Raw genomic sequence first — 13,369 nt, forward strand, 5'->3', positions numbered from 1 at the left:
CTAAGAGTTACAATAGCTAAAATCAAGTTTAATATATAAAGAAACGATAGGCAATTTCTTGATTGCTTTCAACTGTGTTTTTCCATCGTTTGAAGGCTCTCCCCGAGGTATATGATAGGAAAAGGCTGATGCTCGAATGGAAAAGCATCAGCCTTTTTATATATATTTTCGGTATCACTCAGTGGATACGGCAGGATCCGCCTGTTCTTTAACTGGAACGACCTGAAGGAAGTGCTGTTCAGGATTTTGAAGCAATGTCTCTAAAGAGGCCGCTTCTTCGGGTTGGCCATGATCTTTCAGGAGGGCCGTGTATTTGCCCAGAAGTTCGGCCACATCCTGCTGGCCTTTTGCGGAAAGGGGCTCAATGGAAATCTTTGCCCCTTTCGCAACCCGTTTCTTAATGACCTCTTTGGTTAATCCAGATTCGGGCTGTTGCCGTAAATAAACGACACCGCCTGTCATCCCTGCGCAAATCCATGGACCGGGATCACCCAGAACTAAACCTCTTCCATTTGTCATGTATTCAAAAGCGAATCCCTTAATATTGGAAGTTACTGCAATATTACCGTTTTCCTTTTCAGGAAGCGGCTGTTTCAATAATCCCCCAATGATCATATCAGCTCCGGAAAGCCGGATTCCCGCCCTGGCATCGGCATCGCCTTGGGCAATGAGAAGACCATGCTGTGCACCGTAACCAAAGCCTTTACCGACGGAGCCATTGTAGAACTTCCCATCTTTTCCTGGAGATTTAAAGATGGCAATATTACCGCCAATCGATGTTTTGCCAATGCCATCCTGGGCACCGCCATTCACGCTGATTGAAATTCCCTCCGTATTGTATGCCCCAAGTCCATTACCCGGGATGGAACCATCCTGGTAGGATAGGTGAACGGGAGGAAGTTTTTTGTATGATCCATCCAATCTGCCCCTAACGCGGTGACAGGACACCCTGCTGCCGAGTACACGCTGCTCGGAAGTGATCGAGCTATAACTTCGGGATTGCTGCAGATCATCTACATGCGAATCAAGATATTCAGCGCCAACGGCTACCTGCATGGAGCCTTCATTCAAATATGCCGCCGTTTCTTTATGGGAGAACGGTGTTATATCCAGGTTTTTCAATAAATAGGTTAAATCCAATGATTGTTGACCTTTAACTTGCTGTAGCAAATCGGAACGTCCGACGATATCCTGAAGATTCTTCACCCCAAGTGATCCGGTCAAAGATTTGAGTTCTTTTGCAAATGCACTGAACATGTTCGTTAATCCTTGAACGGCTAAATCAAATTTTCGTGGAACAAAACGGCGCAGCCCATGTTCTTTCGCCTGCGCTTCCGATTCGATTTGGGTGGCGATTCCCACATGGCAAGTATCAAGGTGACATCCGCGGCATGTTGTACAGCCGACGGCAATCATCGATAGGGTCCCGAAACCTACACGGTTTGCACCAAGCAGCATTACCTTCAATACATCCATCGAGCTTTTTAACCCACCGTCAGCCCAAATTTCAACATTCTGTCGGATACCTGACTCAAGCAGTGCATTATGGGCCGCTTTTACACCAATTTCAACTGGTAGACCGACATGTGCAAGTGCATGGATCCTGGCAGCACCCGTTCCGCCATCAAAACCAGACAGCGTTATGATATCGGCCCCCGCTTTTGCGACGCCGACAGCAATCGTACCAATGTTTGGAACGACTGGTACTTTGACGGCAACTTTTGCTTTGTCATTTGCCGTTTTTAGCTCATGGATCATTTGCGCCAAATCTTCAATTGAGTATATATCATGGTTATTGGAAGGGGAGATCAAATCGGAACCGATTGTTGCATTTCGGGCTTCTGCGATTTTCGCTGTGACCTTGGAACCGGGAAGGTGACCGCCTTCACCAGGTTTTGCCCCTTGCCCAATTTTAATTTCCAATAGATTTGAAGAGTTCAAGAGCTCTGCGTTGACACCGAAACGGCCGGAAGCGATTTGCTGTCCGCGGGATTTCGGGTACTTGCCCAGCATATCCTTTATCTCCCCGCCTTCGCCATTCATGCTGATCATGCCTAACCTCTCGGCAGCTTCCGCATAGGCCCGGAAAGCAATCTCATTTTGTGATCCAAAGGACATGGATGCTATGACGAACGGCAATTCCTGTTCGCCGACCGAAAGACTGACTTCTTCAGAAGGGATGGAAGCATCTGAAGTTTTTAATGATGTCAAGTGGCGGATCGTCGTAGGATTGGATTCTTCCTGTTCGGTGATCTTTTCGCGATAAGCATCATAGTCCCCGGTTGAAGCAACCTCTCCAATGGATTTCCAAATTCTAGGGAAAAGATGGAAGGTCTTACCCATCCGTTCTTTTTCATTGCCGTAATCTTCCGCCCGCTGGATGGCATCTGCCTTGATTTTATCAAAATTATAGTCCAGATCATTGGATCCAAAGAAGTTAGCCACATTTAAATATTTCGCGATTTCCTCATGTAAACCGATGCTTGAGAAAAGTCTTCCATAGCCGCGCAGCTCATGAATGCCAATGGTCGAGATGACTTTTTCAAGCCCTTTCGTCAAGGAGTTATATAGATTGGTAACCCCCTTGATGTCATCTGAAGATAAGGAAAGGAACATATAATAGGGGCTGATTAAGTTGGCCCCAAGACCATAAGAAACGATGATATCATGCAGTGACCTTAGCGATGCTGAACGTAAAAGGATGGAACAATCACGGCGCTTGCCTGTGCGGACCAACGCTTGGTCGACGGCTGAAGTGACAAGGTGGGGATCAAGCCAAAGGTTGCCGTTTTGATGGGCAAGGGCATCATCCAGAACGAGCAGTGTTTTTCCTTCATCCACTGCATTGACACTTTCATCCGTTATCCTGGTCAAGGCATCCGTGATGTTTTCAGCCTCATTGAACGTGCTTGAAATGAAGTGCACGAGTTTTTGATCTTGGTAATATTTAATGAACTGATCATAGCTTGGCTGCGATACGATTGACGAACTCTCATAACCCGTTGATCCTTCAATCAATAAGGGAGTCAGCAGCTCCGTGACATTTCCTGCCTTATTCGCTTCGAATAGGGAAGGGCGTTTTCCGATGATGGTTCTTGTTGAGAAGTGCTCGGTTTCCCTGTCACGGTCAATCGCTGGGTTAGTTACAACGGCCACACTTTCCTTGATGAAATCAGCGATGTTGGTCCGTTGGGGATTAAGTGCTGCCAGTGGCGCATCGTGACCAAGTGAACGAATGGGCTCAGCGCCTTTTTCGGCCATCTGTTCCACTAATTGTACATGCTCCCTTTCCCACCCAAAGGCTTTATACTGACCATTATGAATGGCTTGCGTGTTTGTCATGGAGATAACCTTTTCAAAAACTTGGGGCTGTAAGCGGACTCGGTCTTTGGAAAGGACGAAACGATCATTGAAGAGTTCAAATACTTTATCCTGGTAATCCTTGTATGTGTACAATTCAATACGGTCGCCGTTCCATTTCAACCCGATTTTTTCCCCTGGACCCATCGGTTTCGGATCACCGGTATATTCACTGGAAGGGATGATTCCTGGTTCGGAAGTGAACATATAGGATGATTCCGTTTCAATATTCCATAGTGGGCGCAAGCCTAAAGAGTCGACAGAGAACACGGCTTCATCGCCGAAACGGGAGATGATGCCTGCCGGACCTTGTGCAAAATGACCCCATGCTTCCCTTAAATACGTATATAAGTCTTGTAAGTGCTCGGGATATTCCTTGATTTCATTGATGATTGGCGGAAACATAAGATCGACAGCTTCAAATAAAGAGTAGCCATGACGGCAGATGAAAGTCTCGATCGTCTTGTTTAAATCCTGTGAGTCGCTTCCATCTTTAGCGATGGGAACTCCGATCATTTTCGCTTCATCACGCAATTTGGCGATGGTATTGATTTCGCCATTATGACCAAGTACACTGAAAGGCTGGACCCGGAAGAAGCTTGAGAGAGTATTAGTTGAAAAACGATTATGTCCCAGTGTCATGGTGGAGGCAGCCAAAGGGTCTGCAAGATCAAGATAATAGGCAGGGAGCGTATCCCCCGCACCCATCACTTTGTATACCGCATGATGCTGGCTTAAAGATGCAACATGGATGAAATCACTTTTTTCGATGTCGGAAGTCAGTTCAAAAAGGACATTTGAGAGCTCCTGGTTATTATTGATGGTGGAGGAACAGGCGAATTGCCAGAACATTGGGTCTTCTTGAATGGCAATCGGTCCCAATGCTTCGGAACGGTAGGCTTTATCCGTTTCGAATATCAACGAGAGACCATGCTTGAGCAGTTTCTCCTTGACTTCGATTTTTAAGTCGTTAGCTTCCGTTTTTTTGCTTAAAAATAAATGGCCGACTATGAAGGAATCTTGATCGACGATGCTTGAATCGACATTTACCGCTTCAAGCTTCTTTTTCCAAAGAGCCCGGGGAATATCGATATGGATGCCGGCGCCATCGCCCTCACCATTGATGAAGCCGCAGCGATGGTTCATTTTAACCAGGGCGTCGATACAGGAAAAGATGTTTTCGTTAGTAGGGATTTTCTTTTTTTCGATGCAGGAAACGATACCGCAGGCATCATGTTCTTCCTTGTGAAACTCTTTAAATGTAGCAGGTGTCCATTGTTGGGCCATAAATGTGGCTTGAATAAGGTTACCCTTATTCTCTGCCTTTCACCTCCTGTAGCATGTGTTTAATGGGGAAATATTAGTAAACCCGAACAATAGTCCAAGTTTTGATAGATTGAAAGAAAGTGTATAAATGTATATAAATGTATCCATATCATATCATTTAAATATTCAGAAATCAATTTTTTATACAATGGGCTGGATGCTGTGAATGATGGGATTTATGTGGGAAGTGGCCACAAATGCCAATATTAAAGATTTATTACAGAAAAAAAAGAAACCCCCAAGATTGATGTACATCCTGAGGGTGTATAAAAAATGCATAATTATGCTGATTTGATTTATTATATTAGGTTTTTGAATGCATGTTCAACCGCTTTTAGAGTATAAGCGATATCGTCATCCGTGTGGGCGATTGTCAAGAACCAGGCTTCGTATTTGGACGGTGCCAAATTGATTCCCTGGTTGAGCATGAGTTTGAAGAACTTAGCGAACATTTCGCCATCCGTATTTTCCGCCTGCTCATAGTTTTCAATCTTTTCAGTGGTGAAATAGATCGTCAATGCCCCTTTAAGGCGGTTGATGGTGATCGGAACATTATATTGGCGGGCCGCTTTCAGGATACCTTCTTCAAGGATTTTTCCCAGCCGGTCAAGTTCTTCGTACAGACCCTCTTCTTTAAGTACTTCTAAGCAAGCTATCCCGGAAAGCATGGAAGCAGGATTTCCAGCCATCGTACCTGCTTGATAGGCAGGTCCCAGCGGCGCGACAGAATCCATGATCTCTTTTTTACCGCCATAGGCACCAATAGGCAGCCCGCCACCGATGATTTTTCCAAGCGCGGTCAAATCGGGTTGAATTCCCAAGTAGTCCTGTGCCCCTCCATACATGAAGCGGAACGCTGTGATGACCTCGTCGAAAATGACGAGTGATCCGGCTTCGTGAGATAGCGAAATGACTTCTTCCAAGAAGCCAGGGCTTGGTTCCACGATTCCAAAGTTGCCGACGATCGGTTCTACCAGCACGCCTGCAATTTCAGTGCCCCATTTATCCAGTGCTTCTTTAAATGACTCAATATCATTGAAAGGTACCGTGATGACTTCTTGTGCAATGCTTTTTGGAACGCCGGCAGAGTCAGGTGTACCTAAAGTGGACGGGCCGGAACCTGCAGCAACAAGAACAAGGTCGGAGTGTCCATGGTAACAGCCTGCAAACTTGATGATCTTATCCCGTCCTGTGTAAGCGCGGGCAACGCGGATGGTGGACATGACGGACTCGGTTCCTGAATTGGTGAAGCGGACTTTATCCATGGATGGTATGGCCTCTTTCAACATTTTGGCAAATTTGACTTCATGTTTTGTCGGTGTGCCGTATAAAACGCCCGTTTCTGCAGCTTTAACGATAGCCTCCGTAATATGTGGATGCGCATGACCTGTGATGATCGGGCCGTATGCAGCTAAATAATCGATATATTTATTGCCATCCACATCCCAGAAATAAGCACCTTTGGCATAATCCATCGCAACCGGTGAACCGCCGCCTACAGCTTTGTAAGAACGGGAGGGACTGTTAACCCCGCCAACGATATGTTCCAATGCCTCTTTATGTAAAAGCTCCGAATTACTAAAATCCAATCTTAAAACCTCCTAAAAATATAAACATATTTCATCTTAATCATAGCACTTTTCCGTCCGTAAATCTGGGGTCGAAGGCTAGGAAATGTGATTAGTTCCCTGGTGGAAGCGCTGCAACCCTAGAACATCAGGGTTCAGGTCCATCATTTTGTTTGCGAAATGGGGCCGGTTCCCAAAACTCCGGTTATGAAAGTAAGAATGTCCAAGATGGTGTCAGGGTTTTCGATGTCGAATGATTGGCGGTTCATTTCGCCCTGGGCTTGGTAATAGATTAGATGGCCGGTTCCTTTCTCTTCGTTAATGCAAAGATGGAAACTGATGGGTGTGCTTTCGATCGACCCGCTGGAATCCCTTTGGATGACCTGGCATAATAATTCACCGTACTCATCTTCATAAAGGAAGTCATATCGAAGGTCGTAAACGACCTTTTCAATTTGGGATAGTAATAATTTCTTGATATTCATAGCATACTCGTCTCCTTTATATATGTATCTGATACAACGATCATTTCGCCCTGAAAATGGTATTTGGCATCCAAGCATTTTTATTGTCTAAAAAGGTTAGGTTGGATAAACTAATTCATTAGGACAAGAGATTACGGAGGATGTAACAGGATGAGTGATGCAATTCAAGTGAAACAGCTTCGGAAGGAATTTAAGTCGGCATCAAGCCGTACAGGGCTAAAGGGTGCCTTCCGGGATTTACTTACCAGAAATTATAAGATCGTCCCTGCCGTCAATGATATCAATTTTACTGTAAAAAAGGGTGAGATGGTAGCTTATATCGGGGAAAATGGTGCAGGGAAATCGACCACGATCAAAATGCTGACAGGTATTTTGGAACCGACAGCAGGTGAAATCACGGTCAATGGAATGAATCCACATAAAGAAAGGGAAAAGTTCACTCAGACAATCGGAGTCGTATTCGGTCAGCGCTCACAGCTTTGGTGGGATATTGCAGTTCAAGAATCCTTTAGGCTGCTGAAAAAGGTCTATAAGGTAACGGATGAACAATATGACGATCATATGGAACATGTCATCAAGACGCTCGATATCGGACCTTTGCTGGACAAGCCAGTGCGTAAACTTTCACTTGGTCAGCGAATGCGCTGCGAGCTTGCGGCAGCTTTGATCCACAATCCGCCTTTGCTGTTCCTGGATGAGCCGACGATTGGACTTGATGTACTCGTGAAAATGAAGATTCGTGAGTTCCTGAAAGAAATCAATGAGAAATATAATACGACCATCCTTTTGACTACCCATGATTTAGGTGACATTGAAGCATTATGTGAGCGCGTAATCATGCTTGATGAAGGACAGATCATTTATGATGGGGAATTACAGAGTTTGAAAGATAACTGGGCTGAGGAAAAACAAATCCATTTTCAATTCATCGAGCCGATCGCATTGAAGGAATTGCAATCATTGGCGATCCCATTTACTGCTAACTGGGTTTATGATGAGAAAAATCAAACATACATTGCCTTGTTGAAAGAAGAAAGTGATCATATTTCACAGCTTGTTTCGGCTGTTGTAGCTCATTTTAAAATAAAGGACATCAAAATCCATGAAACGTCCATTGAAGAGATTGTTCGCAACATTTACGAAGAAGGCACAGTCTGACTCTCTTATCATTAAGAAACAACGTGTCTATCAAGAAGGGGGAGGGCCATGGGAAAGTATCTTGCAATGATCCGCATGCGTTTTTTGATGATGCTTGCGTATCGAACGGATTATTACACAGGCATTTTAATTTATAGTATCAATATCGGTGCCTATTATTTCTTATGGAATGCGATATATGGAGAAAAAAGCTCCATCGAAGGACTTTCAGGGATGCAGATGACAACCTACGTCGCGGTTGCATGGATGGCGCGCGCTTTTTATTTCAATAATATTGACCGTGAAATCGCCACTGAAATTAAAGACGGCAAGGTCGCCATTGAAATGATCCGGCCTTATAACTATTTAGGCATGAAAACGATGCAAGGACTGGGGGAAGGGATATTTCGTTTCTTCTTCTTCTCGATTCCAGGAATGCTGCTGGTAGCTTTCATTTTTCCTATAGAATTGCCGCACGAGCCGTCTACGTGGGGGATGTTCGGCATTTCCCTGCTGTTCAGCTTCATCATCAATACACAAATTAACTTATTGACGGGTATCACTACCTTTTTCTTATATAATAATGCCGGATTGATCCGGGCTAAAAGGGTTATCATTGATTTATTTTCCGGTCTGCTGCTGCCCATCAGTTTCTATCCGGTATGGGCGCAGGAAGTGATGAAATATTTACCCTTTCAAGGGATCAGCTATGTACCAAGCATGATTTTTACGAACGGGTACAGTTCAGGCGAAATTGGCATGGCGCTTTTACAACAATTAATTTGGTGCATCATTCTCATAATGCCGATTCAGCTTTTATGGATAGTCGCAAAAAAACAGCTGATTATTCAAGGAGGTTGACGGGATGTTTTATGTATCGATGTTTTTTCAATATGTGAGTCAATATATGAAAACCAGATTGCAATATAGAGCCGATTTCTTCATGGAAATCCTATCTGACCTGCTGAATCAGGTCGTGAATCTGGTATTTATCTTAGTCGTTTTTGGGCATACCAAATTTTTAAGCGGCTGGAGCCGTGAAGAAATCATATTCATTTATGGATTCTTCCTTATCCCATTTGCCCTTTTTTCTGCCTTTTTCAACATCTGGGATTTTAATGACCGTTATATCGTCAAAGGTGAAATGGATCGGATATTAACAAGGCCGATACATAGCCTGTTTCAAGTCATTTTAGAAAGAATCGAGCTAGAAGCGTTATTTGGTGTTGTGACCGGTTTGATCATTATATTCTATTCGGGGATTTCATTGGATCTTCAGCTTGCGTGGTATGACCCGATTCTTTTCATCATTTTTGCAATGGGAGGGGCCCTTGCTTATGCAGCCATATTCGTTGCGATAGCAAGCATTGGGTTCTGGTCGGATGCGAAAACATCCATCATGCCAATGATGTACAATATCGGGAACTACGGGCGCTATCCAGTTGATATTTATAATAAGGTCATCCGTTTTGTCCTTACATGGGTGCTGCCATTCGCGTTTGTTGGTGTCTATCCGGCATCTTATTTCCTAAGAAAAGAAGAGTGGTATGCATATGCATTTGCCACACCTGTAATCGGGGTTGCCTTTTTCGTGATATCCGTTTTCATATGGAATCAGGGAGTGAAGAGGTACCGTGGGGCAGGGAACTAAAAAAAACCCTTCAACAGCATTCATGTTGAAGGGGTTTTTGTTTAGTTCCGTTTTTTCTTTCTTTCAATATATCTTGCTTGTGCTTCAACATATTGCTGCTTTTCCTCTTCCGTTTCCGGAATGACCTGAGGTACGTTTGTCGGCTTACCGTCTTCATCAATGGCGAGCATCGTTAAAAAAGCCCGTGCGGTAAGCTGTTTTTCACCTGTTAATAGGTTCTCACGCTCCACTTTCACGAATACCTCCATTGATGTGCGATGAGCACAGGTGACATAAGCTTCAAGGTTGATTGCATCCCCTGTCTTGATGGGGGCCAAAAAATCAAAAGAGTCGCTTGAAGCAGTCACAACGGGTTTTCGACAATGGCGCATAGCTGAAATGCAGGCTATTTTATCAACATAGGCCATTACTTTTCCGCCAAAGATGGTATTGTGATGATTTGTATCCGGTGGAAAAACAAGGTCGGTTAAAAAAGTCCGTGACTGCTGTGTTGGATGGGCTACGTTCTTTTCAATCATTGGCCTTTTGGTTTGGCTAAAAGGTTTTCACGGACGATTTTTGCTGCTAGGACCATGTTTTTCAGGGAAGCGACGGTTTCCGGGATACCCCTTGTTTTCAGGCCGCAATCGGGGTTGATCCAAAACTGGTCTTTATCCAATACCTTGATGCCCCGTTCAATCATATCGACCATTTCTTCCACTGCCGGCACACGCGGGCTGTGAATATCATACACACCCAGGCCAATGCCCTTTTCATATGTTTTTTCCTCGAATGCGGAAGCAAGCTCCCCATGGCTACGGGATGTTTCGATGGAAATTACATCGGCATCGAGTGAGGAGATGACATCCATAAAACTGTTGAAGTCGCAATAGCACATATGCGTATGAATTTGGGTTGTATCCTCCACGCTTGATGTGGATATCAAGAATGCATTCACAGCCCAGTTCAAATACTCGTCGCGATCGCTTTTTTTCAATGGCAGACCTTCTCTAAGTGCGGGTTCATCAACCTGAATCATTTTAATTCCAGCGGATTCCAATGCAATGACTTCTTTTTCCAATGCGAGCGACAGCTGATAACAAACATTCTCCCTGGAAATATCATCACGGACAAATGACCAGTTCAAAATCGTAACAGGACCTGTAAGCATTCCCTTTACCGTCTTCTTCGTCAGTGATTGTGCGTATACACTTTCCCTGACTGTCATCGGTTCAATGAAATGGATATCGCCGTAGATGACTGGCGGTTTCACGCAGCGGGATCCATAGGATTGAACCCAACCCTTTTCCAGAAAGGCAAAACCGCCTAACTTATGGCCGAAGTATTCAACCATATCCGTCCGTTCGAATTCCCCGTGAACGAGAACATCCAAACCGATTTCTTCTTGGATTTCGATCCACCTGCCGATTTCTTCGTTAACGAATGTTTCATATTGCTGAGTGGACCATTCGCGTCTTGTGAATTTCCCGCGTGCTTGTTTAACTTCAAATGTCTGCGGAAAGCTACCGATCGTAGTCGTAGGAAGGAAAGGCAATTTGAAAAATTCCTGTTGTTTTTGGTAACGCTCTTTAAATGGAGTGTGACGGCCAGCGGTCATGGTTTTAACCTTTTCGACTTCCGATTGTACATTCCCATGATTCCGTGCATATGAACTTGCTAACGTTTGAACCGTAAATTTATTGGCATCGACTTTTTCGGCGATTGCTTCAAAGCCATGATTATTCCCTTTGACCAAGAGTGTGATTTCCTCAAGTTTCTCATCAGCGAAGGCAAGGGCCTGTTTCACTTCTTTTGAAAGGGCGGATTCATTACGAACGGTCACTGGGACATGAAGCAGGGAACAAGAGGGCTGAAGCCAGACTTGGTCTTCGGCTACCTTTTTCTTAAGAGTCTCGATCAATTGAATTTTTTTCGTTAAATCAGATAGCCAAATGTTTTTTCCGTCAATCACACCTGCAGCAAGCACTTTGTCCTTCGGGAAGCCGAATGCTTCAAGATTACTTAGATTCCTCCCTTTATCATGAACAAAATCAAGACCGATACCTTGGACTTTTAATTCGATGACTTCTTGGTAGTGTTCCACTGCATCAAAGTAAGTTTGCAGCATGATGTTCAGGTTTGGTGCTGCTTCATTCAGCTTTTCATAGATGTAAGTAACAGTTTGCATATCATCCTTGGAAATGGATGAAACAAGAGAAGGTTCGTCCATTTGTACCCACTTCACGCCTTCTTGCTCCAACTCCCGCAGGATTTGCGTGTACAGGGGAAGCAAGCTCAGGATGATGCCGGGGATCTCTTGTTTATTGAAGCCTTTGGAAAGGGAGATGAAGGTATAAGGTCCGATCAACACTGGCTTCGTTTCAATCCCTAGCTTTTCCTTTGCTTCTCGATATGCTGCAAGTGGTTTATTTTCTGTTAAAGTCAGCTGTGGCAGTTTTAATTCAGGGACAATATAGTGATAATTCGTATTGAACCATTTCGTCATTTCGGAAGCGACTTCATCATTGTTTCCGCGAGCCATTGAATAATATACGGAAAGGGGGACGCAACCGCCTTCATAGTCTGAATAACGTTCAGGAACAAGACCGAACATGACGGACATATCGAGCATTTGATCATAGAAAGTGAAGTCGTTGACAGGAATGATATCAATGCCCTGTTGCTTCTGTTTTTGTAAGTTGCCTAAACGGATTGCTTTTAGTTGTGCCATAAATTCCGCTTCATCGATTTTACCGGACCAGTAAGCTTCCAATGTACGTTTCCATTCACGATCTTCCCCGATTCGAGGGTAACCCAAACTACTGCTTTTCAAAATTCCCATCCTCCTACATTCATTTTAGTGAACAATAAAAAAAGCACCCCTAACCGTCAAAAGAGAAAGTTAGAAATGCTTAAAATAAGAGGCATGCAGAATGCCCCTTACAATTATAAGGTCCCTAACACCTCCCTATCTCCCGTAGGTTAAAACAGTGTTGTCGAAATAGGCAGGTCTCCTGACTCAGGGATTATCATTAGCGGCAGGCCTTCCCGATCCGTTGATCAGTGGCATATTTGATGGCGCTAACACTCCCATTACAGTGGCGGGACCGTGCCGGAATTACACCGGACTTCCCTTTTAATCCTAATTAAAAATTAGGAACCTATTCCCACATATGAAATTTCAAAAAACCTGCCTTAATAAACTGTTTGCAGGCCAAAAATTTATAAAATAAAAACTATTATAAAAATTTAGACAATCTTAACATATCCGACCAAAAGGGTCAACTTGGAAAAAAGATTCGGGAAAAAGTATCCGTTCATTGAGTGTGTGGGTGATAAGGATGAGGTCTGTTCCTAAAAAAGAATATATTGTTTGGACAGGGAGTATGTATAGAAGGAGTGGCGTATTGAAATGGGGCGTGGGGGATGACTTTCTACATCTTGATTGCAGGAATCATTTTTTGCATGGTGATGAGCATTCGTACGTTATTTCTTGTTGAGTCGGGAGGAAAGAAGTTTTCTCTGGAGGATATGCTGTGGCTTGGCAATTTATATGCGACGATATTGGTTGGATTTGCATTGATTTATTTATTATACGAGCTTCAGAATCATTCGGTGATTCTTGATATGGGCAATCGGTTGGATGGCACTTTCTATGAACAGTTGAAGACGTCTTTTTATTTCAGTGCGATGACGATGTTTTCTGTAGGGTATGGAGATATAGCCCCGATTGGCATGGGTAGGATGATAGCTACCATTCAGGCTTTCATCGGGTATACACTGCCGGCAGCGTTCGTGATTCGGACGGTGATCGATCTGGAGCAGAAAGATAGGAAGGATAAATGAAAGTTGTGTTTCTTTCG

Annotated in this window: 9 protein-coding genes and 1 riboswitch; of the genes, 4 read left to right on the forward strand and 5 right to left on the reverse strand. The window is 44.0% G+C overall.

Going from position 1 to position 13,369, the window contains the following annotated elements:
• Positions 1-174 precede the first annotated feature (174 nt).
• From QNH43_RS03710 to QNH43_RS03720, 3 genes are all read right to left on the reverse strand, one after another.
• The gene (locus QNH43_RS03710; protein ID WP_283916851.1) at positions 175-4,647 is read right to left on the reverse strand and encodes a glutamate synthase-related protein; all 4,473 of its coding nucleotides are present in this window, start codon (positions 4,645-4,647) and stop codon (positions 175-177) included.
• 338 nt (positions 4,648-4,985) lie between these two features.
• Positions 4,986-6,275, reverse strand: a complete 1,290-nt coding sequence (locus QNH43_RS03715) for a glutamate-1-semialdehyde 2,1-aminomutase (RefSeq protein WP_283916852.1) — start codon at positions 6,273-6,275, stop codon at positions 4,986-4,988.
• A 143-nt stretch (positions 6,276-6,418) separates the two neighbouring features.
• Positions 6,419-6,739: a hypothetical protein gene (locus tag QNH43_RS03720; RefSeq protein WP_283916853.1), complete on the reverse strand. Its 321-nt coding sequence runs from the start codon at positions 6,737-6,739 to the stop codon at positions 6,419-6,421.
• Between the two features lie 150 nt (positions 6,740-6,889).
• Here QNH43_RS03720 and QNH43_RS03725 point away from each other — a divergent pair, with 150 nt between their 5' ends.
• From QNH43_RS03725 to QNH43_RS03735, 3 genes are read left to right on the forward strand one after another with little or no spacing between them, the layout of a single operon-like run.
• Entirely contained in the window at positions 6,890-7,897 is a 1,008-nt protein-coding gene (locus QNH43_RS03725; protein WP_076371163.1) for an ABC transporter ATP-binding protein, read from the forward strand.
• A 48-nt stretch (positions 7,898-7,945) separates the two neighbouring features.
• On the forward strand, positions 7,946-8,737 hold the full coding sequence (locus QNH43_RS03730) for an ABC transporter permease (protein WP_283916854.1): 792 nt from the start codon (positions 7,946-7,948) through the stop codon (positions 8,735-8,737).
• A gap of 4 nt (positions 8,738-8,741) precedes the next feature.
• Entirely contained in the window at positions 8,742-9,527 is a 786-nt protein-coding gene (locus QNH43_RS03735; protein ID WP_283916855.1) for an ABC transporter permease, read from the forward strand.
• A gap of 41 nt (positions 9,528-9,568) precedes the next feature.
• Here QNH43_RS03735 and QNH43_RS03740 read toward each other — a convergent pair whose 3' ends face one another.
• Entirely contained in the window at positions 9,569-10,045 is a 477-nt protein-coding gene (locus tag QNH43_RS03740) for an acyl-CoA thioesterase (protein WP_283900819.1), read from the reverse strand.
• Entirely contained in the window at positions 10,042-12,348 is a 2,307-nt protein-coding gene (gene metE, locus QNH43_RS03745) for a 5-methyltetrahydropteroyltriglutamate--homocysteine S-methyltransferase (protein ID WP_283916856.1), read from the reverse strand. Before metE ends, QNH43_RS03740 begins: the two co-directional genes overlap by 4 nt.
• Positions 12,349-12,493: 145 nt before the next feature.
• Positions 12,494-12,686, reverse strand: a riboswitch (cobalamin riboswitch).
• A 246-nt stretch (positions 12,687-12,932) separates the two neighbouring features.
• Between metE and QNH43_RS03750 the strand changes: the two genes are divergently transcribed.
• Positions 12,933-13,352 (forward strand): potassium channel family protein, encoded by a 420-nt coding sequence (locus QNH43_RS03750; protein WP_034305333.1) that lies wholly within the window; start codon positions 12,933-12,935, stop codon positions 13,350-13,352.
• Positions 13,353-13,369 lie beyond the last annotated feature (17 nt).

It is taken from the genome of Peribacillus simplex, from assembly GCF_030123325.1.
Taxonomy (GTDB): Bacteria; Bacillota; Bacilli; order Bacillales; family DSM-1321; genus Peribacillus; species Peribacillus simplex_D.